At 71.7% G+C, this 25,179-nt stretch carries 17 protein-coding genes and 1 pseudogene; 6 read left to right on the top strand and 12 right to left on the bottom strand.

What is annotated here, in order from left to right; all coding sequences use genetic code 11:
- Window positions 1-225 precede the first annotated feature (225 nt).
- The 3 genes from WYO_RS26040 to WYO_RS26030 form a co-directional block, all read right to left on the bottom strand.
- Entirely contained in the window at window positions 226-5,526 is a 5,301-nt protein-coding gene (locus WYO_RS26040; protein WP_039904269.1) for an alpha-2-macroglobulin, read from the bottom strand.
- Between the two features lie 270 nt (window positions 5,527-5,796).
- Window positions 5,797-6,096: an antibiotic biosynthesis monooxygenase family protein gene (locus WYO_RS26035; RefSeq protein ID WP_007568328.1), complete on the bottom strand. Its 300-nt coding sequence runs from the start codon at window positions 6,094-6,096 to the stop codon at window positions 5,797-5,799.
- 27 nt (window positions 6,097-6,123) lie between these two features.
- A complete protein-coding gene (locus WYO_RS26030; RefSeq protein ID WP_007568326.1) occupies window positions 6,124-6,984 on the bottom strand; it encodes a Kdo hydroxylase family protein in 861 nt (286 codons plus the stop codon).
- A gap of 210 nt (window positions 6,985-7,194) precedes the next feature.
- Between WYO_RS26030 and WYO_RS26025 the strand changes: the two genes are divergently transcribed.
- Entirely contained in the window at window positions 7,195-7,647 is a 453-nt protein-coding gene (locus tag WYO_RS26025) for a hypothetical protein (protein ID WP_007568323.1), read from the top strand.
- A gap of 94 nt (window positions 7,648-7,741) precedes the next feature.
- Here WYO_RS26025 and WYO_RS26020 read toward each other — a convergent pair whose 3' ends face one another.
- Window positions 7,742-8,734: a GNAT family N-acyltransferase gene (locus WYO_RS26020; protein ID WP_007568321.1), complete on the bottom strand. Its 993-nt coding sequence runs from the start codon at window positions 8,732-8,734 to the stop codon at window positions 7,742-7,744.
- Window positions 8,735-8,888: 154 nt separating this feature from the next.
- Entirely contained in the window at window positions 8,889-9,371 is a 483-nt protein-coding gene (locus WYO_RS26015; RefSeq protein WP_007568319.1) for an Hsp20 family protein, read from the bottom strand.
- 194 nt (window positions 9,372-9,565) lie between these two features.
- On the opposite strand from WYO_RS26015, the gene WYO_RS26010 reads away from it, so the two are divergent.
- Entirely contained in the window at window positions 9,566-10,597 is a 1,032-nt protein-coding gene (locus WYO_RS26010; protein ID WP_007568317.1) for an alpha/beta hydrolase, read from the top strand.
- A gap of 174 nt (window positions 10,598-10,771) precedes the next feature.
- Here WYO_RS26010 and WYO_RS26005 read toward each other — a convergent pair whose 3' ends face one another.
- Entirely contained in the window at window positions 10,772-11,296 is a 525-nt protein-coding gene (locus tag WYO_RS26005) for a histidine phosphatase family protein (protein WP_007568315.1), read from the bottom strand.
- 183 nt (window positions 11,297-11,479) lie between these two features.
- Here WYO_RS26005 and WYO_RS26000 point away from each other — a divergent pair, with 183 nt between their 5' ends.
- Window positions 11,480-12,409 carry a class I fructose-bisphosphate aldolase gene (locus WYO_RS26000; RefSeq protein WP_007568314.1) on the top strand — a complete coding sequence of 310 codons (930 nt, stop codon included), beginning with the start codon at window positions 11,480-11,482 and terminating at the stop codon, window positions 12,407-12,409.
- A gap of 3 nt (window positions 12,410-12,412) precedes the next feature.
- Here the strand turns inward: WYO_RS26000 and WYO_RS25995 are convergent, their stop codons facing one another.
- From WYO_RS25995 to WYO_RS25985, 3 genes are all read right to left on the bottom strand, one after another.
- On the bottom strand, window positions 12,413-13,264 hold the full coding sequence (locus WYO_RS25995; RefSeq protein ID WP_007568313.1) for a MoxR family ATPase: 852 nt from the start codon (window positions 13,262-13,264) through the stop codon (window positions 12,413-12,415).
- Between the two features lie 237 nt (window positions 13,265-13,501).
- Window positions 13,502-14,146 (bottom strand): hypothetical protein, encoded by a 645-nt coding sequence (locus WYO_RS25990; RefSeq protein WP_007568312.1) that lies wholly within the window; start codon window positions 14,144-14,146, stop codon window positions 13,502-13,504.
- Window positions 14,143-15,405, bottom strand: a complete 1,263-nt coding sequence (locus WYO_RS25985) for a hypothetical protein (protein ID WP_007568311.1) — start codon at window positions 15,403-15,405, stop codon at window positions 14,143-14,145. The genes WYO_RS25990 and WYO_RS25985 overlap by 4 nt, the downstream gene beginning before the upstream one ends.
- A 319-nt stretch (window positions 15,406-15,724) precedes the next feature.
- On the opposite strand from WYO_RS25985, the gene WYO_RS25980 reads away from it, so the two are divergent.
- On the top strand, window positions 15,725-17,560 hold the full coding sequence (locus WYO_RS25980) for a cation:proton antiporter (protein ID WP_007568310.1): 1,836 nt from the start codon (window positions 15,725-15,727) through the stop codon (window positions 17,558-17,560).
- Between the two features lie 30 nt (window positions 17,561-17,590).
- Here WYO_RS25980 and WYO_RS25975 read toward each other — a convergent pair whose 3' ends face one another.
- Window positions 17,591-17,998: a hypothetical protein gene (locus WYO_RS25975; protein ID WP_007568309.1), complete on the bottom strand. Its 408-nt coding sequence runs from the start codon at window positions 17,996-17,998 to the stop codon at window positions 17,591-17,593.
- A gap of 337 nt (window positions 17,999-18,335) precedes the next feature.
- Between WYO_RS25975 and WYO_RS25970 the strand changes: the two genes are divergently transcribed.
- Complete coding sequence (locus WYO_RS25970; RefSeq protein WP_007568308.1) at window positions 18,336-19,511, top strand: VWA domain-containing protein; 1,176 nt, start codon at window positions 18,336-18,338, stop codon at window positions 19,509-19,511.
- A 6-nt stretch (window positions 19,512-19,517) separates the two neighbouring features.
- Here WYO_RS25970 and WYO_RS25965 read toward each other — a convergent pair whose 3' ends face one another.
- On the bottom strand, window positions 19,518-19,838 hold the full coding sequence (locus WYO_RS25965) for a 2Fe-2S iron-sulfur cluster-binding protein (protein ID WP_007568306.1): 321 nt from the start codon (window positions 19,836-19,838) through the stop codon (window positions 19,518-19,520).
- Between the two features lie 212 nt (window positions 19,839-20,050).
- Complete coding sequence (locus tag WYO_RS25960) at window positions 20,051-20,368, bottom strand: Hpt domain-containing protein (RefSeq protein WP_007568304.1); 318 nt, start codon at window positions 20,366-20,368, stop codon at window positions 20,051-20,053.
- A 290-nt stretch (window positions 20,369-20,658) separates the two neighbouring features.
- Between WYO_RS25960 and WYO_RS25955 the strand changes: the two are divergent.
- A pseudogene (locus tag WYO_RS25955) lies at window positions 20,659-25,179 on the top strand (hypothetical protein); the annotation flags it as partial.

The following is a 25,179-nucleotide window of genomic DNA, read 5'->3' as shown; positions in this document are numbered from 1 at the left end:
GGCATCACCTCCACGGTTCCGAACGGGACCTGGGAGAAGTGACTGCGCCAGCCGAGGTTCCGCACCGCACCATGTCGCCGCTGCAACGCAGCGGCATGGTGAGGGCGCGGCCGGACGGTTGCGTTCGGGCGGGTTCATCGGTCATCGCGCGTGCGTCCGCGATTCGGCGGCTCGTCCCGAACGCCTGGTGCCGGACGCCCGGTGCCGGACGCCCGAGTCGGCGCCCTAGCGCGCCGCCCCGATCTCGACGCTCCCGGTCGCGGTCCGGCCGAACCGCGCCGGGCGGTACATGTCCTCCACCGAGGCGCCCGGATGCACGTAGGTGCCCGGCGAGACCGCCCGGACCGTGTAGGCCACGGTGAAGAACGCCGACTGGCTGGGGTTGCGGTCGAAGGCGGCCACGAAGCGGTCGTCGCGGAACTCGGTATGGACCGGCTCCACATCCGACTTCGCGAAGGCGAGGCCCTGGAGGGCGTCGGAATCGAGCAGCTTCGGGTTGTCGATCTCCAGCCCCGCCGGCAGCGGATCGACCAGCAGCAGCCGGGCATCCCTGGCCTTGTCCTCGGTGACCTTGAGCACGACCACGAGCCGGTCGTTCTGGCGCAGGCCGTGGGCGGGACCGACCACGCTGCCGTCGAGCCGGTGGAACGTGCGCTCGACCGTGTAGCCCTGTGCGGCGGCGGGCTCCGGCACCAGCGGGTTGCCGTTCACCCCCAGCATCACCTGGACCGGGGCCCGGCCGGTATTGACCAGGGAGATGCTGCGGCCCTCGAGCGCCGGGCTCCGGTAGATCCGGGCGAGCGGCCCGGTCTGCGCCGCACCGTCCAGGCTGAAGGACAGCGACTCGGCCTCCTTGGACAGGCTCTCGGCGGCCAGAACCAGCCAGGCATTCTCCTGCGTGCTGGTCGACCGAAGAAGGTCCTGCCGCTCCTCGCCGATCACCGCGGCGACCGGGGCCAGGGCGGCCTGGGTGAGCCCGCTCTCGGCCGCCAGCGCGATCACCCCGGCCCCGTCGCGCAGGCGGGAGCCGTAATCGGCCCGGTACTGGCCCGAATCCCGCTGGGATCTCAGCAGGGTGAGCGCCGAGTCGAGCACCTTGGCGGCTCGGCCCCGATCACCCAGCAGCGCCAGGGCCGCGGCGAGCTGTGCCCGGGCGAGCCCGGAGCCGAAGGCGTCGAGCTTGGTGTCGGCGAGGTAGCGCAGGTCGCCGATCACCGGCCGGCCGTTGCGGGCCAGCACGTAGGCCGCGTAGGCGAGGTCGGCGCCGCCGTCGCGCACCTCCGTGGCGTTGGCCACGGTGTTGCGCAGGCGATCGAGCGCCTGGGTGAAGGCGAGCTGTGGCACCGCGAAGCTGCGCTCCCGGGCGCGGGTGAGGAAGTCGGTTACGTAGGCGTCGAGCCAGACGTCGCCCGAGCTCTGCGCCGACCACAGGCCGAACTCGCCGCTCGCATCCTGCCGGGCGAGCAGCCGCTCGATCGATTCCCGCACCCGGTCGTCCACGTTGCCGTCGAGGGCGAGCTTGTCGAGCCCGGCCAGCCGGTTGACGTAGAGCAGCGGCATCGCCCGGCTGACGATCTGCTCGGAGCAGCCGTAGGGATAGCGGTCGAGGGCCTGGAGCAGGGCCGGCACGTCGAGGCCCGGCAGCGCCGAGGCCGAGAGCGAGACGCTGCCGGTGCCGGGCAGCAGGTCGGCCAGCAGGTCGGCGCTCACCGTCAGGCCGGCCCCGGGCGCCAGGTTGCGCACCGTGCGGCGCAGCAGCGCCCCGGTCCCCGGCAGCACGCCGAGCGAGAAGCTCTGGCCGAGATGGCCGTCGAGGTCCGGCCCCGACAGGGCGAGGTCCAGCCGCGCCGTGCCCGGCCCGGCGGCGGTGATCGGGATCGCGACCTGGCCCCGGCCGCCGGCCTCCAGCCGGATCGTCTGCCGCAGGGCGCCGGCGCCCAGCAGGATCGGCCCGGACGGGGCGATGTCCACCGTGTAGTCGCCGGCCCGGCCCTCGACATTGTCGAGGGCCACGAACAGGCGCGAGCGGTCGCCGGTATCGAGGAAGCGCGGCAGGGTCGCGGTCAGCACCACGGGGTCGCGGATGATCACGTCCGCCTGTGCCTGGCCGACCCGGTTGCCGCTCCAGGCGGTGACCATCACCCGGCTGGTACCGTTGAAGGCCGGCAGCGGGAAGGTCACGCTGGCCGCCCCGTCCGGCCCCACGGTCACGACGCCGGAGAACAGCGCGAGCGGCGCCTGGGTCGGCGGCGCGTCGGCGAGCTCGCCGCCGCCCGCGTCGCCGCCGGAGCGGATCGCCCCGGCCGAGCCCTGCATGCCGTCGATCAGGTAGCCGTAGAGGTCGCGGAATTCCGGTCCCAGGGCCCGCTGGCCCAGGAAGTACTGCGTCGGGTTCGGCGCCTCGTAGCGGGTCAGGTTGAGGATGCCGACATCGACCATCGCCACGGTGATCCGCGCCGCCTCGCCGGCCTTCAGCCCGGTGAGCTGCACCGGGATGGTCAGGTCCTGCCGCGGGCGGGTGCGCTCGGGTGTCGTGAGGGTGACGCCCAGGCTGCGCCGCTCGCGGTCCACCGAGAACCAGGCGAGCCCCAGCGCCCGGCCCGGCAGGCGCTTGGCCGCCTGGTCGAGGGGCCGGTAGGCGGTGGCGACGAGATAGGCGCCCGCGCCCCACTCGGCCTTCACCGGCAGGGTCACGGTGGTGCCGCCCGCCGGAACGCTGACCTCGATCGTCTCGTGCACCCGGTCGCTCACGACCATGAGGCTGGCCTGCCCCTTGAACTTCGGGCTCAGCTTGGCCCGCAGCGTGTCGCCGGCCGCGTAGGCGGCCTTGTCGAGGGTGAGGTCGAGCAGGTCCGGCGCGTCCGCGGTCTCCGAGCCGCCCCAGCCGACATCGAAGCCGAGGCTCGCGGTCGCCTCCGGGGCGCCCGCCGCCGCGATCTCCAGCCGGTAGCGGCCGAGCTGGGCGACCGGCGCCTCGATCCGGCCCGGGGCCCCGGCCGCGAGGTCGAGGCTGCCGCTGGCGACCCGCCGGTTGGTCTTGACCGCCTCGAACGACCAGCGGCCGTCCGAGCGATACCATTGGTAGCTCCGCTCCACCCGCGACAGGGTCCAGGTCACCCCCGGCCGGGCCAGGAGCATCCCGTCCGGGGCGGCGAAGACCGCCTCGAACGTGGCGCGATCGCCTTCCTTCAGGTCCGCGGAGGTCTTGCGGAGGGCGAGAACCGGCCCGGAGGGCAGGATCGGCAGGGTGAGGCTGCGCGACAGGGCCCGGCCGCCCGGCTCGCCGACCGCGAGGGTGATCTTGGCCTCGAGGGGCCGGGGCGCGGCCACCTGCGGCAGGGGCACGGTGACGGTGGCGTGCCCCTGCGCGTCCGTCGTGGCGTGGGTCGCGAGCTCCTGCACGCTCGCCTCCACCGTCTCGTCGTCGAGGCCGACCGTGTACTCCGCCAGACCCTTGATGCCGCTGCCGGACGCCGCCTGCACCACGACGCTGCCCGACACGTCGAGCCCGGCGCCGGGGGCGCCGTAGAGGTAGCGCGCGGCGACATCGACCTGCGCGTCCTCGCCCCGGTGCAGCGCGGCCTGGGCGGCCTTGAGGGTCACCTCCAGGCGCTCGGGGACGTAATCCTCCACCAGGAAGCTGGTCGTGCCCAAAGCCGGGGCCTTCGGGTCGGTATAGGCGGAGACCCGCCAGGTGCCGTGCATGGCCCCCGACAGCAGCGGCAGGGGCAGCGCCCGGCCGCCGAGCCCCTGGTCCGGCACCGAGACCCGGCGGTACTCGACCCCGTCGGGGCGCTTCACCACCAGGGTCAGCGGCAGGTCGGGCACCGCCGCGTTGCGGGGATCGCGCAGCAGGGCGGTGATCTGCACGGTCTCGCCCGAGCGGTAGACTCCGCGCTCGGTGAACAGGTAGGCGTCGAGCCCGCCGCTCTCGGGCCGGCCCTTCACGCCCCGGTCGGTCAGGTCGAAGGCACCGAGATTGAGGTCGAGGAAGCCGTAATCGTCCCCCGCCTGGGCGACCACCAGGCTCGGGGCGGCGCCGCCCTCCCCGCGGGCGAGGCCCGGATCGAAGGCGGCATGGCCCTGCGCGTCGGTCTTGGCGGTGCCCAGAACCTCGTTGTTGCGGGCGATCAGCCGGATCTCGGCCCCCGGCAGCACCTGGGCGGAGGCCAGCGAGCGCAGGACCACGTGGACGCCGTCCCGCCCCTTCGTGGCGGTGAGCCCGAGATCCGAGACCACGAACCACTGGGTCGCCTGGCTCTCGTAGCCGTCCTCGTCCCGGGCACCCGTGCCGGAGGGCTGGGCCAGCAGCACGTAGATGCCGGGCTCCAGCTTGCCCACCGCCTGAAGGACCGGGAAGGCGGTCACCGCCTCCTGGTTCAGCTCGGCCTTGGCGGTGTCGAGGGTGCCCTTCCAGACGCGCACGCCCTTCTCGGACGCCAGCGTGTTCGCGGTCGCGCCGCTGAGCTGGCCCAGGAAATCCTCCGAGCGCAGGGTCGGCAGCAGGCCGCGATCGCCGATGCGCAGCACCTCGACGTCGAGCTTCGGCGCGTTCACCGAGACCAGGGGCACGCCCGCCTGTCCGGTGCGGGGCAGGACGTAGTTGCGCCCGGTGATCCGCACCTGCGGCGAGCGATCGCGGATATAGATCTCGTAATCGGCGGATTTGAGCAGGCTCTCCCCCACCGTCGAGGGCAGGCCCTCGCGCAGGACCACCGCGTAGCGGCCGCCATGCTTGAGCCCGTCGACGCAGACCTGCGATCCGTCCGCCGTCACGGCGGCGCTGCTGCTGCCCGAGACCGCCACGTAGGGGGCGTAGTCCGTCTTGGGCAGGACCGGCTCCGAGAGGGTGAAGCACAGCCGCGGCGCGGCGGCATCGGCATCGACCTTGTAGCCGAGGATGCGGAAGCCGTGCTCGGCGCGCAGGGCCTCGTAGATCTCGCGGGTCGCCGGGACGTCGTCGAGGGCGAGGCTGGCGGCGTAGGCTTCCAGGGCGGGGCGCCACGCGGATTGCGCGGTCAGCACGGAACCGAGCTGCGCCAGGGCCGACGCCGCGTCAGCGGGTGACCCGGACCGCTCGTAGGCCCGGTAGGCCGCCGCCACGGCCTGTTCCTGCAGGCGGGCGCGGCCCTGGTAGTCGCCCTCCTCCAGGGCCGCCGCGGCCGCGGCGGCGCCCCGGGAGAAGGCCTGCCAGTTGCGGATGTCGGAAGGATCCGCCGCCACGGCCGCGGTGAGCGGGCCGAGCGCCTCGTCCGGCCTGTTGGCGGCGAGCAGCGTCTGCCCGGCGGCGCGGGACTGGCCGGCCGGCTTGAGCGGCCCCCCGGCCTTGGCCTTGAGCGTCGCCTCGAGCCGCACGGCGGCGCTGGCGAGATCGGACCGGACGAAATCCTTCTTGAAGGCCGGCACCGGGGCGGCCGCCGGCCGCGGGGCGGGCCGGGGGGGCGGCGCCGTCTGGGCGAGAGCCGGCCCGTAAGCCAGGCCGGCCAGAAGCGCCAGAGCACCCGCGACCCGGTTCCGCCACGCCATACGCCTGCCCCCGTCGGTCCCGAATCCCGGGCGATTCGCCCCGGGACCGGTCGGCGGGGAGCCTAGCACCTGCAAGGCCCGCCGCAACGCCTCGGGCCCGCCGGCTTCCGTCAAGCCGCCGTCCGTGCGAGGCCTTGGCACGTCGGGGGACTGGATCCCGGGCGCCGCTTCGCGGAGGCGGGACGACGAGGGGGACCGATCTCGGTCAGTCCTTCATCCGAAGACCAGGCCCGTCGTCCCGTGCCGTTCCGGCGCGACGTCCGAAACGGATCAGAACGCCTTGAGGACCTGCTCGGTGTGCTCGACCGAGACCGGCCCGGCGAAGCAGTGCGAGACCAGGGCGCGGTAATCCTGCCAGGGCTGCGAGCCGGTGAAGTCCTTGGTGTGGGCTTCCAGCGTGTCCCAGTGGATCATCAGGCGGTAGCGCTGGGGATGCTCGATCGAGCGGCGCACCTCGAAGGCGCGGCAGCCCTTGGCCGCCTTGAAGATCGCCGAGGCCTCGGTGATGCCGGCCTCGAACGCCGCCTCCATGCCGGGCTTGATCTCGATCTGCGCGATTTCGAGGATCATGGTGTCGGGTCCTTCGCTCGTGTGTGCCTAGGCCTGGAGGGGGCGGCCGAGCTTGGCCGCCAGGATGCGCTGCGGGCTCAAGGCCGGATCCGCCTGGGCGGCGACCGGCAGGTAGGCGGTCTGCTCCAGCATGTAGCGGCCGCCCATCGCCCCGTGCATCACGAGGTCGGAGAAGGTCACCCAGGTCTCGCCGGGCCGGAACGCCACATCGGCTTGGGGGGCGCTCGCCTGATAGGTCTCGTCCTGCTTGAGCGCGTCGTGCAGGTGCAGCATCAGGTGGTCGTATTCGGAGCGCCGGGCCTTGGTGATCCGCAGGGCGGCGAGGACATGCGCCGCGAGCGGGGAATAGCGCGGCAGCCGCGGCAGGAACTTTTCCGCCATCGACCCGAAATCCTCGCCGACCCGCCAGCGGCGGGGCTCGCCCTCCGGGTTGATGTTGCGGAACACCCGCAGGATCCGCTTCTCGCCGATCGGGTTCGACGGGAAGGCATCGACATGCAGCCGCGTGTCGTCGCGCCGCCAGCTGAGCTTGCGCCGCTCGACGTCGAACGGGCGGTAGGAGGTCCCGGCCAGGCTCACCCGGTCGGCATAGTCCGGCAGGTAGGTGCCGATCAGGTCCCGGGCGAAGGCGCGGTAGCGGATCAGGAGCTGGCGCAGGGCTTCCTGCTCCTCGGGCGTGCCGGCCGCGCCGCGCAGCTCGGCGGCCTCACCCCGGATGTTGACGTTCTTGGCCTTGCCGTCCGCGAAGGGCCGCTCGGTGAACCGGCGCTCGAAGGCGCTGAAGGGGAACGGCAGGTCCGGGAACAGCAGCACCGCGCCGGCTTCCAGCTCCCGGGACAGGGACTCGGAGGTCTCGCCGGGGGCGACTGTGCGGATCGGGCTGATCATCGTGTGCGGGCTGAGCCTGCCTGGCCGAACGGGCGCAATCCTGTAGCCGAGCCGCCGCCGGGAGGCCAGGGGCCGCATTTCCGGTGGATGACATCGCCCGTCCACCGGCACCGCCCGCGGCACCGGCCGGGGGCGCTTGCGCAACCGCCGCGTTCCCGGCACGTTCCCCCCGACAGAACCGGCCCACGAGCCCGGCGGAGGATGGCGCCGATGGCGACCCTGAAGGAATTCGAGGAAGCCCTGCGCGAGCATGGCATGAACATGGCGCTGGCGCTGCTGGAGCGCCTGCGCGAGCGCGACCGCGCCACCCGCACGGTCAAGCCGGCCCGCCGGCTGACCGGCCAGAAGATGACGCCCGAGCTCGCCCGGGCGATCCTCGACCTGCACGCCTCCACGGGCATGACCCAGCAGGAGATCGCCTTCAAGGTCGGGGTCAACCAGGGCCGGGTCAACGAGGTGATCAAGCGCGGCAAGTGGCTGTCGGACGATCCCCAGGCCCCCGAGGCGGTGGCCCGGGACAAGGCGCTCGCCCGCATGCGCGGCGACCCCAAGCCGAAGAAGCCGCCCCTGGCCGCAGCCCGGCCCAAGGAGCGCAAGGCGGCCGCTCCGAAGGCGCCCGCCAAGGCGCGCAACCAGGGTCAGCTGGCGCTCGGGGATCTGTAGGAAAAAGCGCCGCGCCGGAAGGGCGGCCCGGTCCTCAGGAGCGAGGCACCTGCTGTAGTTGGAACGGCCGTATCTCCGCGCCGTCCCGACCTGATCAGTTCGCCGGCGCGAAATGCCCGCGGTAGCGCGCGCCGATCGCCTCGACCGGGAGTGCCACGAACACGTCGGTGGTGCCGAACTGATGGTCGACCACGGCGCCCTCCCCGAAGGTCGCGCCGAGCCGGAGATAGCCCTTGATCAGCGGCGGCAGCGCCTGCAGCGCCGCCTTGGGGTCCACCGCCTCGCGCGGCAGCCGGTCCATCGCCACCGCCCGCTCCGGCAGGGCCCGGGCGCGCCACGCCTCCGGGGCGCGGGCATGGTGGTGCAGGAACGAGAGCGGCAGGGCCAGCCGGTCCGGATCCGTGCCCTCCAGGCTGGCGCAGCCGATCAGCGCGTCGATCCGGTGGTGCAGGACATAGGCGTAGATCCCCTGCCAGAGCAGCTCGACGGTGCGCTTGCTCCGATAGGGCTTGAGCACGCAGGACCGGCCGAGCTCCAGCAGCCGGCGGTGCCCTTGGGCCGCCAGGATCGGCTCCAGGTCGTACTCGCCCTCGGAGTAGAAGCCGGCATGGCGCTCGGCGACCTCGCCGCGCAGCAACCTGTAGGTACCGACCACCTTGGGGCGGTGCTCGACGAACGGCTTCTTCCGCCGCGGCGCGGCATGGTCGAGGACCAGGAGGTGGTCGCAGAGCGCGTCATAACCGTCGGCATCGCGTCGCGACAGAGCCGCCAGGCCGGTCGGAATCGCCGCCATCTCTTCGTAGAAGACCTTGAACCGCAGGCGCTGCGCGCGGCGGATCTCGGATTTCTTCGACGCGAGCCGCACCTCGAGATTGCCGATCCGGCCCAGGCTGCGCCCCTCGAACGGCTCGGGCAGGCGGATCGCCCGCTCCGCCGACAGGACGTCGGCGATGCCGGCCGGCCCGGGCTGGGCGAGCGCGTGGCGCCGGCGCAGCTTGGCGATCGGCGCGCCGACACCCCACTGCACGCCCTTCTGCCAGCCGGCTCCGAGCGCGCTGTAGGCTCCGCGGGCGAGATTGGCGACCATGGTCGGGTTCACTCCAGGTGCACGAGCGTGCACCGTCCGGACCCATTAAAGAGCACGAAGCCCACACGTCATTATGACAGCCGCAACACGAAAACGCCCCGGCCTGGGCCGGGGCGCTCCATCACGTTAGCGGGTTCTCAAGCCGGCGGCCGGATCAGGCCGCCTGCTGGACCGCGTCCTTGCGCACGTCACCCTCGATCACCGGCGCGGACGGTGTGCCGGCCGTGGCGATCTGGATGCGGCGGGGCTTCTTCGCCTCCGGAACCTCGCGGACGAGGTCGATGTGGAGGAGGCCGTTCTCCAGCGCCGCACCGGTCACCTGGACGTGGTCGGCGAGCTGGAAGCGACGCTCGAAGGAGCGGGCCGCGATGCCCTGGTGCAGGAACTCCGCCTTGGTCTCGGCCTTGCGCTCGCCCTTCAGGGTGAGGGCATTCTCCCGGACCTCGATCGACAGGTCGGACTCGGTGAAGCCGGCGACCGCGACGGTGATGCGGTAGGCATTCTCGCCGGTCCGCTCGATGTTGTAGGGCGGGTAGGTCGGCGCCGCCTCGGCGGTGGCGAACTGGTCTAGGGCGGAGAACAGACGGTCGAAACCGACGGTGGAACGATACAGGGGGGCGAGATCGAACTGACGCATGACATATCCTCGTACGAGCAACATGCAGGGCTGGTCCGCCCGATGGGCCGGACCCGTCTTTCGTGCCGCCTGACGGCCGGCACAACCGAGATATCGGGGGTGGAAAATCGGCCTTCAAGACCCGCGGCGAGGGCCGAATCCGAGATTTTTTCGGCTACGGTCACGCCGGCGCGCGGACGCAGGGAGGTGGCCCCGTGAGACGGTTCGACGGCGAGATCGGGCGGGAGCCGCCGCTCCTGACCCTGCGCGGCACGCCCGACAATCCGGTGCCGCCCGGCGGCACCCTGATCGCGGTCGGCACCCGCGACGACTGCACCCTGCGGGCGGCCTATTGGCAGACCACGGCGCGGACCTGCCGGGGCACAATCTGCCTGCTCCAGGGGCGGGCCGAGTTCATCGAGAAGTATTACGAGACCATCCAGGATCTGCGGACGCGCGGCTTCGCCGTGGTGGCGTTCGACTGGCGCGGCCAGGGCGAATCGGACCGGCGGGTCGGCGACCCGCACAAGGGCCACGTCGCCCGCTTCGACGATTACCGCCTCGACCTGAAGGCGGTGGCCGAGACGATTCTGGTGCCGCTGATGCCCGAGCCGCATGTCGGCCTGGCGCACTCGATGGGCGGCTGCGTCGCCTTGATCGGGGCCCTCGACGGCTGGCTGCCGTTCCGGCGCCTGGTGACGGTGGCGCCGATGCTGTCGGTCCGGATGGTGCGCTGGCCCGCCGGGGCGGCGTTCCTGTCGCGGGCGCTGCACCGGATCGGGCTGGGCGACCGCTATATCCCTTTCGGCAAGCCGGTCTCGATCGCCACCAAGCCCTATGAGGGCAACCGCCTGTCGCGCGATCCTTTCCGCTACGCCCGCAACGCCGCCGCGGCCCGGCAGGTCGGCGCCGGCGCGGTCGGCGACCCGACGATCGCCTGGCTCGCCGAGGCGTTCCGGGCGATGGCGCGCCTGCGCGACCCCCGCGCCGCCCCGCGCATCACCCTGCCGACCCTGATCGTCGCGGCCGGCGCCGACCCGGTCTGCGGGACCCTGGACACGGAGCGGTTCGCGGCCCGGATGAAGGCCGGCCACATCCTCGTCCTGCCGGATTCCCGGCACGAGATCCTGAGCGAGCGCGACGCCATCCGGCAGGATTTCTGGGCGGCCTTCGACGCCTTCGTGCCGGGCTCGCCCCTGCCCTCCCATCAGGAGGTGGAGGCCCATCACGCCGTGCCGGTGGCCTGAGCGGCTGTGGCCTGCGCGTCATGGCGGGTTTCCAAAGGGCCGAGCCCTTTGGCGGGGTGTCGGGGCGGAGCCCCGATGCATCGGGCGAAGCCCGACACCAGGGCTCCGCCCTCGACCCGCAAAAGGTCGAAGACCTTTTGAAACCGGGACTTTTGCGGTGCGGGCCGAGGGGCTTCAGCCTCCCAGGTCGGGGTCGATGTCCCGCGGGCGCACGAACCGCTCGAGCCGCCCCTGCCCCGGGCCGATCGCCGACCAGTCGTCCGTGTCGAAATCGATCACCGCGTAGGCGGCGGTGGGGAATTCCGTGGCGAGGCGCGTGCGCTCCTTGCGCGGCCCCGCCCCGGCCAGGGCCGTGGCGAGGTCGCCCAGGCCCGGATTGTGGCCGACGACGATCACGGTCTGCGCCGTATCGGGCGCGCCCCGGATCACGCCGAGGATCCGTTCGGCCGGCGCCTCGTAGATCTCGCGGTGGGATCGCATCTCCGGCGTGCCGAGGGCGGCCGCGACCGCCTCCCAGGTCTCCTGGGTCCGGGTGGCCGTGGAGACGAGGGCGAGGTCGGGCTTGATGCCCGCCTCGGCGAGGTGGGCGCCCACGGCCGGTGCGGCCCGGCGGCCGCGGTCGTTGAGCGGCCGTTCGTGGTCGGCGACGCCCGCCGGACGGTCCGACTTGGCGTGCCGCAGCAGAATCAACCTGCGCATGGGGCTCAGTCCTTCTCGGCCTGGGAGGGTCGGCAGGCGCCTGGCGCGCTGCAATGTTGTCGGGGCCGGGTTAGCTCAAAGCGCGGCGCGCGGGAACCTCGGCGGTCTTGTCCGGTTCGAAAGCCTGGGCCGCCGATGCAGGACAAGCCATGGCCGGCGGTCCCTGTCGAAGGAGGTCGCCCGATGGATCGATCGCCCCGCGTTTCCGAGATCCTGTCCTGGTACGGGGCCGACAGCCCCGGCACGCTCACCAACCTCGCCCGGATGCTGGAGCACGGGCGTCTCGGCGGCACCGGCAAGATGCTGATCCTGCCGGTCGATCAGGGGTTCGAGCACGGCCCCGCCCGCAGCTTCGGCCCGAACCCGCCGGCCTACGACCCGCATTACCATTTCGAGCTCGCCCTGGCGGCGGGCTGCAGCGCCTACGCGGCGCCGCTCGGCTTCCTGGAGGCGGGCGCGCGCGATTATGCCGGGCGGATCCCGCTGATCCTCAAGCTCAACAACCACGACCTGCTGGCCGACGAGGACGACCCGGAGCAGGCGATCACCGGCTCGGTGGCGGACGCGCTGCGGCTCGGCGCCTGCGCCATCGGCTTCACGATCTATCCCGGCTCGGCCCACCGCAACGCCATGTACGGCCAGATCCGGGAGATCGCCGAGGAGGCCAAGAGCGCCGGGCTCGCCGTGGTGATCTGGTCCTATGCGAGGGGCTCGGCCCTGTCGAAGGAGGGTGAGACCGCCATCGACGTGATCGGCTACGCCGCGCAGATCGCCGCGCAGCTCGGCGCCCACATCATCAAGGTCAAGCTGCCCACCGCCCATATCGAGCAGCCAGCCGCCAAGAAGGTCTACGAATCCACCGGCATCCCGATCGGCACCGCGGCCGAGCGAGTGCGCCACGTGGTGCAATGCGCCTTCAGCGGGCGGCGGATCGTGATCTTCTCGGGGGGCGCCCAGACCGAGGAATCCAAGTTCCTCGACGAGATCCGCGCCATCCAGGCGGGCGGCGGCTTCGGCTCGATCGTCGGCCGCAACGCCTTCCAGCGCTCCAAGGCCGATGCCCTGAAGCTGCTGGGGCAGATCACCGACATCTATTCCGGTCGGGCCGGCTGAGGCTCAGCCGCCCCGCTGCTCCCGGCGCATCATGAAGGCGAGCTTCTCGAACAGGCTGACATCCTGCTCGTTCTTCAGGAGCGCGCCGTGCAGCGGCGGGATCAGCTTGCGGCCGTCGCGCTCGCGCAGGGTCTCGGGGGAAATATCCTCGGAGACGAGGAGCTTGAGCCAGTCCAGCAGTTCCGAGGTCGAGGGCTTCTTCTTCAGGCCGGGCACCTCGCGGGTCTCGAGGAAGACCCGCAGGGCCTCCTCGACCAGGCGGTGCTTGATGCCCGGATAGTGGACCTCGACGATGCGCATCAGCGTCTCGGCGTCGGGGAATTTGATGTAGTGGAAGAAGCAGCGGCGCAGGAACGCGTCCGGCAGCTCCTTCTCGTTGTTCGACGTGATGATCACGATCGGCCGGCGCACGGCCGCCACGGTCTCGCCGGTCTCGTAGACGTGGAACTCCATCCGGTCGAGCTCGGTGAGGAGGTCGTTGGGGAACTCGATATCGGCCTTGTCGATCTCGTCGATCAGCAGCACCGGGCGCTCGGGGGCGGTGAACGCCTCCCAGAGCTTGCCGCGCCGGATGTAGTTGCCGATGTCCGAGACTTTTGGGTCGCCGAGCTGCGAGTCGCGCAGCCGCGAGACCGCGTCGTACTCGTAGAGGCCCTGCTGGGCCTTGGTGGTCGACTTGATGTTCCAGACGATGAGCGGCGCGCCCAGGCCCTTGGCGATCTCCTCGGCCAGCACGGTCTTGCCGGTGCCGGGCTCGCCCTTGACCAGGAGCGGACGCTCCAGGACCACGGCGGCGTTGACCGCGGCGGTCAGGTCGGGGGTCGCGACGTAGGACTCGGTTCCGGAAAATCGCATCGCGGTCTCGGAGAGGCTGGCCTGGGGTCACGGGTAGCGCGGGGTGGCGGCGTGCCGCAAGCGCGACGCTGTTTCCAATCCATCCCCCTCATCCTGAGGTGCCCGCGTCAGCGGGCCTCGAAGGAGGGCTCCAGGGATCGCGGTGCGTTCTGAAGGTCTCCTTCGAGGCCTCCGCTGCGCTCCGGCATCTCAGGATGAGGCTGAGGATTGGATCCGCGGGTCATTCCCGGGTTCGCCTCAACCCTTCTCGTGCCAGACGCAGTTCCGGGCCAGGATCTCCAGGTTCACGTCGGATTTCTGCGGCTGCGGCAGGGTCTTGGTGTCCATGGCGAGGTCGATCTTGATCTCGACCTGACCCTTCGACTCGTTGGAGCGGCGGGAGAAGTAGCAGTACTGCTGGTAGGGCTGGTCGGCGTTGTCCTTAAAGTTCCAGCCGGTGACGATCTGGCCGTCGAGATAGGGCACCTGCTTGAACACCGTGAAGGTGGTGTTCACGGCGGCCTTCGAGGCCGGGGCGGCGTCGCTGCCGAGCTGGGCCTTGGTTGGGGTCGGCGTGCCGCCGCCGAGCTTGGGCAGGCCCTCGAGCTTGAGGGTGTTGTCGGTCAAGGTGACCTCGCCCTTGGTCTTCAGGGTCACGTCCGAGAGCGCGGCCTGCATGGCGGCGGCGATCTTCTCGGCGGCCGTGTCGAACTGGTTGAGGGTCGCCCAGCCATAGGCCGCCGCCCCGACGCCGATGCCGGCCAGGCACGCGAAGGCGCCGAAGCCCAGCGCCCGGAACAGGAAGGCCCGGGCCGCGACGTAGCTCGAATCCGCGCGCAGGCGTGAATTCACCTGCTGGGCGAGGGCGACGTTCTCAGGGGTGCCGCCGGCGACGTAGTTCATGCGCCGGCTCCCGCGGCAGGTAGGGTCTGCTGGCCCGGAAGGGTCTGGCCGGGCAGGCTCTGCTGGCCCTGGGCCGGGCGGTTCATCGGGATCACCGCGCCCGTGGCGTTGGCCGCCCGGGGCAGGATCGGCTCGGGGTTCGAGCGCAGCGCGTCGGCGATCGCGTCGAGCATGAACGGCGCGGCCTCCGGGTTCACGGCGGCACCGAGATCGTCCTCATCCATGAAGGTCCGGCGGGTCGAGACCGCGCAGAGCGCCAGGATGGTCGACGCGAAGGCGGCGCAGACGGCCGGCAGGAACACGAAGATCCGCAGGAAGGCGTGGACCTGGCTCTCGGTCACGTCGATCGGGTCGACGCCGTAGACCATCGCGGTGAAGGAATGCAGCTGCGAGCGGTTGACCGCGTTCCGGTAGGCCTGCTCGGCATCGGCCACGCGCCGGTCGGCGGCGCCGGGATCGAGCGTCGCGCGCGCCTTGCGGGCCTCCTCGAGGCTCTTGATCAGGGCGGCGCGGTCGGCCGACGCCTTGGTGACGCCCGCCGACAGGGCGGCCACGCGCGGATCGGCCACGCATTTCAGGTTCTGGTACTTGCGGCCCTTGCTGTTGGTGCCGAACACCCGCTCGCAGCGCTGGGCCGGGAGGCCGGCGAGCTGCTGGGCGTTGTCGGAGGACCGCTTCTCGATCTGGTCGAGCTCGGCGGTGTACTGCGCCACCCGCTCGTCCGCCGCCTTGATGCGGTCGCCGATGGTGGCGCGGTCGGCCTGGGCGTCCTTCAGGGCGGTCTTGGTCCTGGCGGCCTCCATCAGGCGGGGGTGGAACATCATCTCGCCGAGCTGCGACACGGACTTGGTGGTCACCCCGGCCGCGAAGATGATGCCGAGCACCGCGAGCCCGCGCACGAAATGCGAGCGCTGGGTCCGGGCCAGGATGCCGAGCGGCACCCGGCACAGCTCCACGGCGGCGTAGACCAGGGGCGCCAGCAGCATGAAGTAGAAGGCGTGCCAGTCGCCGTCGCTGTAGACGCCCGCGAACAGCCAGGCCCCCCAGAGCGAGGCGCCGATCACCATGAACTCGACCAGGTAGGCGATCGCGACGTAGCCCCACTTGATCCGGTAGCCACGGTCGACGTGACGCTGGTGCTGCCACCGATCCGATTCGAGCTTCCACTCGCGGCGCTCGCGCGCGAGGTCGCGGCTCGGCGGCGCCTTGGGGCCAGAGAATATCGACTTGATGGAGATCATCGGCCTCGTCACATCCATCGGGTCCAGTCGTGGGCTCAGTCGTATCGTCGAAGGCGCGGCCCGGGCCGAACTTAACTGCCGGTTAACTCCAGCGTGTATGCGGGCATTGTGCCGATTTTGGGCCGCACCGCACCCATTCCCCGGTGGATCGTCGGCAAACGTCGTCCGGGTGGCGGAAATGTCTCACCTCAAGTATGTATCCGGCTTGTGTCCGAGCGCACCTTGCCGGCCTTGCGGATCGCAAAAGCGGTTGCTCAGGGGGCGGGGTCGACCCATGATCGCGCATCCGTGATCGGCCTCCGCACCGGTCGGAAACAGGAGGTTCGATCCGCCGCCGATGCCAGAGGTCCATGCCGGCTCCTACAAGGAAGCGATCCTGTTCCTCGTGACGGCAGGCATCGTGGTGCCGTTGTTCCACCGCCTGCGGATCTCCCCGGTGCTGGGCTTCATCGGCGCCGGAGCCTTGCTCGGCCCCTTCGGCCTCGGACGGCTGGCCGACACGCATCCTTACGTCCACCTCTTCACCATCGGCAATCGCACCGAGATCTCGCATCTGGCCGAGTTCGGGGTGATCTTCCTGATGTTCATGATCGGGGTCGAGCTGTCGTGGGAGCGTCTGCGGACCCTGCGCCGGCTCGTCTTCGGCCTCGGCTCGCTGCAGGTCGGCTGCTCGACGCTGATCCTCGGGGCGATCCTGTACGGGCTGCAGGTGCCGCTCGCCGGCGCGGTGATCGTCGGCATCGGGCTCGCCCTGTCGTCGACCGCGGTGGTGCTGCCGGTCCTGGCCGAGCAGAAGCGGCTCAACGCCCCCTCCGGCCGCGCCAGCTTCGCGGTCCTGCTGTTCCAGGATCTCGCGGTCGCCCCGGTGCTGTTCGCCATCGCGGTCCTCGGCCGCGGCGACGAGGGCGACAAGGGCTGGGCGCTGGCCATGGCGCTGGGCCAGGCCGCCATCGCGCTGGTGCTGATCGTGGTCGCCGGCCGCCTCGCCCTGCGCCCGCTGTTCCAGCTCGTGGCGCGGACGCGCTCCACCGAGCTGTTCATGGCGGCCTGCCTGCTGGTGATCGTCGGCACCGCGCTGACGGCGGCGGCGAGCGGCCTGTCGATGACGCTGGGCGCCTTCGTGGCCGGGCTGCTGCTCGCCGAGACCGAGTATCGCCGAGCGATCGAGGCGACGATCGACCCGTTCAAGGGCCTGCTGCTCGGCGTGTTCTTCGTCTCGGTGGGCATGAACCTGGACCCGGCCCAGCTCATGGCGGCGCCCGGGGCGATCATCGGCCTGTCGCTGGCCCTGGTCCTGATCAAGGCCGCTGTGGTGATGATGGCGGCCCCGGCCCTCAAGATCTCCCGGCCGGTGGCGCTGGAGGCGGCCCTGCTGCTCGGGCCGGGGGGCGAGTTCGCCTTCGTGCTGATCGGCGGCGCGGTCGCCACCGGGCTGGTCCCGGAGGATGTCGGTGCGGCCGCCCTGATCGTGACCACGGTGACGATGATCATGATCCCGGCGCTCGCGGCCCTGGGCCGCCGGCTGAGCCGCCGCGCCACCAGCGCCGGCCTGGCCGCCATGAAGTCGGAGCCGCTGCCCGACAAGGTCGAGAACCGGGTGGTGATCGCGGGCTTCGGCCGCGTCGGCCGCCAGGTCGCCGAGATGCTGGACCGCCACGGGATCCCCTACCTCGCCCTCGATTCCGATGCGGCGCGGGTCGCCGAGCAGCGCCGCGCCGGTGCGCCGGTCTATTTCGGAGATTCCGGCAACACCGAGATCCTGCGCCGCTGCGACATCGCCACGGCGCGCGCCCTGGTGGTGACGCTCGACAACCCGCGAGCGGTCGAGCAGGCGGTGGCGGCGGCCCGGGCGGAGCGGCCGGATCTGACGATCGTGGCCCGCGCGCGCGATGCCCGCCACGCCTCGGCCCTGTACGAGCTCGGCGTCGACGACGCGGTGCCGGAGACGATCGAGGCCTCCCTGCAATTGTCGGAGGCGGTGCTGGTCGATGTCGGCGTGCCGATGGGCCTCGTGATCGCGTCGATCCACGAGCGGCGGGACGAGTATCGCGCGCTTCTGAAGAAGCGCGAGAACGAGGCCAAGCCGATTTTTCGCGCCCGGCGCACGGTCGGAAAAGCCCTCGGCAAGCCGCCGGCCAAGAAGGAGGCCGCGGCCGCGCGCCAAGAGGCGTGAGCGGGCCTGATCGGGCCTGAGCCGGCCAATTCAGGCCGGGGCCAGATGGGCCTCGGCGTGCTTGGGCTGCCGCGACACGCGGTTGCGCGGCGCCGGCTCGAAACCGTCGGCGAAGCTGCACCGGTAGACCAGCTCGTCCGCCGGCCCGAGGCCGGTGACCAGGGGGACGGTCACGGTGTCCCCCGAGAAGCGCCAGCCCCGCGCCCCCTTGTCCCAGTACAGCCACACGGTCCCGGGGAAACCCCGCAGGGTGAACACCGCGGCCTTGCGCGACAGGGCCTGCACGGCGCGCGGCGCGTACATGCCCTTGGCGCGGTAGGCCTCCCGGGTCGATTCGGGCTGGCGATCCATGAAGGTGTTGCGCACCAGTTGAATCGTGGCACCCGGCTTCCCGAGAAACCGCTTGAAATCCGTCAAATTCCGCAGGATGACCGCCATTGCAGGTCTCCTCGCTTCGCTTGGTGCGGCACGCGTCCTCGCGGCTGAACACACCTGATGCCCCGAGTTGAGCGATTCCCGTGACGGTTTCAGTGACTGCACGAGGCTTGGCCGCGCACATATCAACAGATTCGGCGACTTATGCCCAACTTATGAGTCTCCGCGCCCGCTGAAGACTCTCCGGGTGGCCCTGGACTAGGCCTTTGTCCCTGCCTGAATCTTGTCGACCATCGGCGACGACTCGCAGAACAGGCCCAGAAGTCCTGCCGGGCCCGGCCTGAACTTGGCTGATTCGCCCGGGCTTGACCCGGGCGTTTTGCTGGCGCGTTCTTCGGGGATGCTGCTGCAGTTCTTCACGGCCCTCCGGGATGCCAAGGTTCCCGTCTCCCTCAAGGAGTACCTGACCCTGCTCGGCGCCCTCGACCGGGGCTTGGCCGAGCACGACGTCGAGGCCTTCTACTTCCTGTCGCGCACGGCGCTGGTGAAGGATGAGGCGCATCTCGACCGGTTCGACCGGGTGTTCGGCACCGTGTTCAAGGGGCTGGAGACCCTCGGCGAGGCGGTGGCGCCGACGGCGATTCCCGAGGAGTGGCTGCGCAAGCTCGCGGAGAAGTACCTGACCGAGGCCGAGAAGGCCGAGTTGCAGGCGCTCGGCTGGGACAAGCTGTTCGAGACGCTCAAGCAGCGGCTGGCCGAGCAGAAGGAGCGCCACCAGGGCGGCTCGAAGTGGATCGGCACGGGCGGGACGTCACCGTTCGGCGCCTATGGTTACAATCCCGAGGGCATCCGGATCGGCCAGGACGGGAACCGCAACTTCCGCGCGGTGAAGGTCTGGGACAAGCGCGAATTCAAGGATCTCGACGACGACCGCGAGATCGGCGCGCGCAACATGCGGATCGCGCTGCGCCGGCTGCGCCGCTTCGCCCGGACCGGGGCGGCGGAGGAGCTCGACCTCGACGGCACGATCCGCGAGAGCGCCCGCCAGGGCTATATCGACGTGCGGCTGCGGCCGGAGCGGCGCAACGCGGTCAAGGTGCTGCTGTTCCTGGACGTCGGCGGCTCGATGGACTGGCACATCGAGCAGGCGGAGGCGCTGTTCTCAGCGGCGCGCTCGGAGTTCAAGCACCTCGCGCATTACTACTTCCACAACTGCCCCTACGAGGCGGTCTGGACCGAGAACCGCCGCCGGCACGAGGCCAAGACCCCGCTGTCGGAGGTGATCCGCACCTATGGCAGCGACTACCGGGTGGTGTTCGTGGGCGACGCCTCGATGAGCCCCTACGAGATCGCCACGCCGGGCGGCTCGGTGGAGCATTGGAACGAGGAGCCCGGCGCCGTGTGGCTGCAGCGGCTCCTCGACCATTTTCCGAAGGCGGCGTGGCTGAACCCGGTGCCGGAGACCCACTGGGGCTACACCCAGTCGATCGGGATGGTGCAGCGGCTCGTGGGCGGCCGCATGTTCCCCCTGACCCTCGACGGGCTCGACGCGGCGGCCCGGGCGCTGGTGCGGTGAGGGCTGCTACCCCTGCTGCGCCGGGGTCGAGACGACCAGCCCGTCGAGATTCGGCGCGATCTTGATCTGGCAGGACAGGCGCGAATTCTCGCGCACGTCCGAGGCGAAATCGAGCATGTCCTGCTCCATGTCCTGGGCCTTGCCCACGACGTCGATCCAATCGTCGGCCACGTAGACGTGGCAGGTGGCGCAGGCGCAGGCGCCGCCGCATTCCGCGTCGATGCCCGGGACGTTGTTGCGCAACGCCGTCTCCATCACGGTCGCGCCGACGCTGCCTTCGACGGTCCTCTCCGTCCCGGCGTGGTCGACGTAAGTGATCTTGGGCATGCTCGGCTCCGGGCTCGCGTCGAGCGGCCTCGCTTCGACGGGCGGGGTGACTGCTTGGCGGCTGAGGCCGTGGAATGCAAGCGCGGCGGCGGCGGTCCGTTCCGGATCGATCGCCGCATCGGCGCGCTCGGTCGGAACGCGCGCCCCGGATTTAGAGCGTGCGTCGCCCAAGGGGATACCCGAGGGGATACCCGTTCGGCGAGGGCGTCAGCTCACTGCGCGGGCTCGATCTCGGCCAGCGCCGCCGCGACGGCCTGAACGAGCGCGTCGAGCGCGGCCGGCTCGGCACCGGCGCGCAGCTGTGCCTCGACGGCGTCCGCGCAGGCCCGGACCCGCGTGGCGCCGACGCCGGCGGCCGATCCCTTCAGGGTGTGGGCGAGGTCGGCGCGCTGGGGGGCCGGCAGGGCCGGGTCGGTGAGCCGGGGCAGGATCGATCGGCATTGCCCGGCGAACAGCGCCAGCACCTCATGAGCCAGCTCCGCGTCTCCGCCGGTCTGCGCATCGAGCTCCGCACGGTCGATGGCCAGCATGCTCGCACTCCCGGAATCCGCAATCTTCTGGGGGTTGCCGAACCGATCCCCATGATTCACCCCCCGATTCGCTGGACGGGGATCGCGCAGGGCCCCTCATCTGCGCCAAGATGGTGGGGCCGGAAGGCAGCGGCGCCAGTAACCATACCAGTAACGGTTTCTGGGGTCGGCCGGCGGCTCGGGTATCGGCAATCGGTGTCCGCGTCTAATCCTGTAATGGTAAACGGGAAGTTGCGTCTCTGGCATCAGCCTCCCCAGGTGCCGGTGAAACCCGTGTGACGAGGCGTTGAATGGCGACCGAGAAGAAGCTGAAGGACCCGGCCGAGGCCGCGCTCTCTGCGATCGAGCAGGCGCTGAACCTCGACGCCCTGACGCCGACCGGCACCGAGAGCCGCGCCGAGCCGCGCCTGCCCGATGTCGGGGATGCCGATCCCCTGCTCGACGGCGCCCTCGATCCGGCCGGCCGCCAGACGCCGCCGCGCCTCGACCTCGACCCGCCGCTGGCTTCCGACCTGCCCCCGCCCGGCCGCGAGCGCCCGCGCCGCGAGGGCGGGCTGCTGCCGCCCGACCGCTCGCTGGTGGCGAATGACGACCGGCGCAACATCGGCATCCTGCAGCAGACCCTGCGGGTGCGGTCCTCGCCCAAGCCCTATATTTTCGCCCTCCTGGCCGGCCTCGCCTGGATCGCCGGCCTGGTTCTGGTCGCCTGGCTGCAATCCGGCGGCGACCTGCGCGGCGTCGTCTCGGGCCTCACCGCCCTCCAGGCGACGGTGGGCGCTGCCGCCCTGCTCGGCCCGGTCGTCCTGTTCGTGATCGCCGCCATGCTGGCGGCCCGGGCCCAGGAGATGCGCCTCGTCGCCCGCGCGGTCGGCGAGGTCGCGGTGCGCCTGGCCGAGCCCGAAAGCTTCTCCACCGATGCCGTCCTGACCATGTCGCAGACCGTGCGCCGGGAAGTCGCCGCGGTCGGCGACGGTGTCGAGCGTGCGCTCGCCCGGGCCGGCGAGCTGGAGACCCTGGTCCGCGGCGAGATCGCCACCCTGGAGCGGGCCTATTCCGACAACGAGATCCGCATCCGCTCCCTGGTCGAGGAACTGGTCGCCCAGCGCGAATCCATCGTCACCAACGCCGAGCGGGTGCGCGGTGCGATCACCGGCTCGCACCAGAGCCTGAGCCAGGAGCTGGAGGGCGCGTCCGAGCGGATCGTCATGGCGCTGACCGGAGCCGGCGAGCGCGTGACCGGGGCGCTCGACGCCCGCGGCGCCGCCATCACGGCCTCCCTGGGCGACGCGGGCGACCGGGTCGTCAACCTGATGACCGGGCGCGGCGACGAGCTGATCGAGAGCCTGGCGAACACCAGCGAGAGCGTGCGCGGCAGCCTCCTGGAGGTCGGCGAGACCCTGACGCGGGCCTTCGAGACCCGCGCCCGCGACGTGAGCGGCGCCTTTGAGGCGACCGGGAATGCCCTCACCGGGCGGATCGCCGAGAGCACCGCCTCCGTCGCCCAGAGCCTGGCCGAGACCGGCCTGCGCGTCAGCGAGACCCTGGAGCGCCAGGGCGGCGTCGTGCGCGAGAGCTTCGAGCGCTCGGTCATCGGCCTCGAGAACGCCTTCCTGTCGCGGGGCTCCGAGCTGACGGAGCGCTTCGGCGCGATGGGGACCCAGATCACAGCGCGCTTTGCCGAGACGGGCGCCGCGCTCACGCAGGACATCGCCGGCCGCGGCCTGGCGCTGCGCAGCGAGATCGAGAATGCCGGCCTCTCCGTCGCCGAGGCGATCGAGAGCCGCGGCCGCGACGCGCAGGCCGCCCTCGCGCTCGCCATGGGCGGCGTCGGCGAGACGCTGACCAACCAAGCCGGCACGGTGCGCGACGAGTTGATCGGCACCGCCGAGCGGATCGCCGAGACGATCTCGGAGCGCGGCAACGCCCTGGCCGAGCGGATGGACGGGATCGCCGCGCGCCTGCACGACACCGTGACGGTGCAGGCCTCGGATCTCGAGACCCGCGTCGAGGCCGCGGCCGAGCGGGCCGGCGGCCATATCACCGACCGGACCCAGGCCGCCACCCAGACCTTGGAAACCGCCTTCTCGGCACTGGGCCACGGCTTCGAGGCCGGGGCCGCCGCCGCCGTCCAGTCCCTGCGCGGCTCCGCCAGCGCGGTCACCGGCGAGGTCGAGGCCCATACCCGCGACGCATCCGCCCGCCTGGTCGATACCCTCCAGACCCTGCGCCACGGCTCGGCCGAGGTGACCAGCGCCGTCGAGGCCGAGACCGCGAGCCTGCTCGCCCGCTTCCGCGACGCCGCCGACCGCGCCGGCACCGAGTTCGGCGAGCGCGGTTCCGCGGCGGTGACTGCCCTGCGCGCCGCCCTGGACGACCTCAACCGCGAGCTGTCGGCCCGCACCAGCGATGCCACCGGCAGCCTATCGCAGGCCGCCCGCGCCATCTCGGACGACCTCGCCGCCCGCATCGGCGAGATGGAGGCGGCCTTCGGCGCGCACGGCAAGGGCGTCGCCGAGCTCCTGGCCAGCCACGCCGAGGAGACCCAGACCCGGATCAGCGGCACCGGCCGCGACATCGTGCTCGCGGTGGCGAGCCAGGGCGCCCGCATCGCCGACACGCTCAGCCAGACCGGCGCGAGCTTCGCCGAGACGGCGGACGGCCGTGTCCGGGCCATCGACGAGACGCTCGGCAGCCGCCTCGCCGCCCTGCAGGAGACCATCGCCCGCGGCGACATCCTGGCCGACCGCATCGGCCGCGACACGGCCCATCTCGGCGAGACCGTCGGGGCGCGGCTGGAGGAGATGGACCGCCTCATCACCGTCAAGGGCCAGGCCGTGGCCGAGACCATCGCGACCCGCGCCCGCGAGGCCGGCAGCCTGGTCGAGACCCATCTCGGCACGCTCGAGGAGCGCTCGGCCAAGCGCGCGGCCGAGATCGGCGAGCTCGTGGCGAACCTGGTCGACCATGTCGACAACCGGATCGACTCCCGCGGCAAGGCCCTGGACGAGGCGCTGGCCGCCCGGACCGGGGAGATGGCCCGCATCATGGACGAGAGCAGCCGCAACCTGGTCGCGGTGCTCGATGGCCGGGCCGAAGGGCTCGGCCAGGATATCGACCGGCGCACCGCCGAGATGGCCCGCCGCATCGCGGGCAGCGCGGAGCATTTCGACGCCGGCGTCATCAACCGCCTGCAGGAGATCGCCAACGCTCTGGAGGAGCGCGCCCGCCTGGTGGACGAGAGCTTCGGCGTGCAGGCCTTCGAGGCGATCCGCCTGATCGAGGCGCGCACCCGCGCGGTCGACGAGGAGCTGGCCGGCCGGACCCGCGACCTGGTCGCCACGATCACCGACCGGACCGGCGGGATCGACAAGGCGATGGCCGACAGCATCGGCACCCTCACCGGCGCCGTCGCGGAATCGACGCGCGTCCTCGAAGCCTCGCTGTCGGGCCGCATCCAGGAGATCGTCCAGCTGGTCGACGAGCGGGCCCAGAGCGCCGACGCGGCCCTCTCCGCCCGCACCGAGGCCGTGCGTGCGGCCTTCGCCGAGCGCTCGGAGCTGCTGGCGAAGCTGATCGACGAGCGCATCGCCGCCATGTCGAGCGAGCTCGACGAGAAGGGCCGGACCGTGTTCGGGGCGATCGGCGGCCGCATCACCGAGCTGGCGCGCCTGTTCGACCGCGGCGGCACCTCGCTGGCCGAGCTGATCGACCAGCGCGGCGAGAGCGTCCTGGCCAAGCTCCAGCAGACCATCGCGGATGCCGAGCGCATGCTCGAGGCCGGCGAGGGCCGCCTGGGCCACACCCTGTCGAGCCGCACCGCCGACATCAGCGGCCTGCTCGACGAGGGCGTGCGCTCGGTCCACGGCCTGCTCGACGACCGCACCAACCAGATCCGCGTGATGCTGGACGGCCATGCCGGCACTTTGGCCAGCACCCTGGACGGCCGCATGGGCCCGCTCAACGAGGCGCTGGATACCCGCAGCCGCGCGCTGATCGCCGCCGTCGAGGAGGCCTTCGGCAGCGCCGCCGGCAGCCTGGATTCCCGGACGCAGGCGCTCGGCAGCCTGTTCGACGAGCGCCTCGGGCACCTGGAGAACCTGGTCGAGGGCCGCGGCAACCGTCTCGCCGAGACTCTGGATGCCCGCGCCCAGGGCCTGCGGACCCTGTTCGAGGAAGCCCACAACGCCCTCGACGCGGTGGTGGAGGGCGGCGGTGGCCGCTTCGCCGCCTCGGTCGACACCAAGATCCAGGCCCTCCGGACGATGCTGGAGGAGGCGCCCGCCGCCGTCACCGCTCTGGTCGAGACCCGCGAGCGCCAGCTCGCCGCGACGCTCGACAGCCGCACGCAGCGCCTGCGCGCCCTGTTCGAGGAGGCCCAGGCCGGTCTGCGCGACCTCGTGGAGGTGCGCGGCCAGGAACTCGCCGACACGATCACGACCCGGACCGAGGGCCTGCGCCAGACCCTCGACGCCGCCCCCACCGACATGGCCGACCTGCTGGACGCGCGCTTCGCGGACCTGCGGGCCCTGTTCGAGCGGGCCCAGGCGGAGATCGACCGCCTGGTCGACGGCCGCAGCCGCGAGATCGCCGGGACGATCGAGCACCGGACCCAGGCCCTGCAGAATGTGATCGAGCAGGCGAGCCCGGCCATCGCCGGCCTGATGGAGGCGCGCGAGCACCAGCTCGCCGACGTGTTCGAGGCGCGCAGCGGGCAGCTGGAGGCCCTGTTCGAGCGGGCGCAAGCCGATATCGACCGTCTGGTCGACGGCCGCAGCCGCGAGATCGCCGGCACGATCGAGCACCGGACCCAG

The sequence above is a fragment of the Methylobacterium sp. GXF4 genome, assembly GCF_000272495.1.
GTDB classification, from domain to species: Bacteria; Pseudomonadota; Alphaproteobacteria; order Rhizobiales; family Beijerinckiaceae; genus Methylobacterium; species Methylobacterium brachiatum.
The sequence above is the reverse complement of the archived record's forward strand: the minus strand, read 5'-3'. Positions and strand labels throughout refer to the sequence as shown.

Excerpts from the sequence above, each read along its gene's own strand:
- WYO_RS26025 (WP_007568323.1), top strand. The coding sequence starts at position 7,195 with ATGGCGACCCTGAAGGAATTCGAGGAAGCCCTGCGCGAGCATGGCATG.
- WYO_RS26005 (WP_007568315.1), bottom strand. The coding sequence starts at position 11,296 with ATGCGCAGGTTGATTCTGCTGCGGCACGCCAAGTCGGACCGTCCGGCG.
- WYO_RS25975 (WP_007568309.1), bottom strand. The coding sequence starts at position 17,998 with ATGGCGGTCATCCTGCGGAATTTGACGGATTTCAAGCGGTTTCTCGGG.
- WYO_RS26015 (WP_007568319.1), bottom strand. The coding sequence starts at position 9,371 with ATGCGTCAGTTCGATCTCGCCCCCCTGTATCGTTCCACCGTCGGTTTC.
- WYO_RS25995 (WP_007568313.1), bottom strand. The coding sequence starts at position 13,264 with ATGCGATTTTCCGGAACCGAGTCCTACGTCGCGACCCCCGACCTGACC.
- WYO_RS25965 (WP_007568306.1), bottom strand. The coding sequence starts at position 19,838 with ATGCCCAAGATCACTTACGTCGACCACGCCGGGACGGAGAGGACCGTC.
- WYO_RS25960 (WP_007568304.1), bottom strand. The coding sequence starts at position 20,368 with ATGCTGGCCATCGACCGTGCGGAGCTCGATGCGCAGACCGGCGGAGAC.
- WYO_RS26000 (WP_007568314.1), top strand. The coding sequence starts at position 11,480 with ATGGATCGATCGCCCCGCGTTTCCGAGATCCTGTCCTGGTACGGGGCC.
- WYO_RS25990 (WP_007568312.1), bottom strand. The coding sequence starts at position 14,146 with ATGAACTACGTCGCCGGCGGCACCCCTGAGAACGTCGCCCTCGCCCAG.
- WYO_RS25980 (WP_007568310.1), top strand. The coding sequence starts at position 15,725 with ATGCCAGAGGTCCATGCCGGCTCCTACAAGGAAGCGATCCTGTTCCTC.
- WYO_RS25985 (WP_007568311.1), bottom strand. The coding sequence starts at position 15,405 with ATGGATGTGACGAGGCCGATGATCTCCATCAAGTCGATATTCTCTGGC.
- WYO_RS25970 (WP_007568308.1), top strand. The coding sequence starts at position 18,336 with ATGCTGCTGCAGTTCTTCACGGCCCTCCGGGATGCCAAGGTTCCCGTC.
- WYO_RS26040 (WP_039904269.1), bottom strand. The coding sequence starts at position 5,526 with ATGGCGTGGCGGAACCGGGTCGCGGGTGCTCTGGCGCTTCTGGCCGGC.
- WYO_RS26030 (WP_007568326.1), bottom strand. The coding sequence starts at position 6,984 with ATGATCAGCCCGATCCGCACAGTCGCCCCCGGCGAGACCTCCGAGTCC.
- WYO_RS26035 (WP_007568328.1), bottom strand. The coding sequence starts at position 6,096 with ATGATCCTCGAAATCGCGCAGATCGAGATCAAGCCCGGCATGGAGGCG.
- WYO_RS26020 (WP_007568321.1), bottom strand. The coding sequence starts at position 8,734 with ATGGTCGCCAATCTCGCCCGCGGAGCCTACAGCGCGCTCGGAGCCGGC.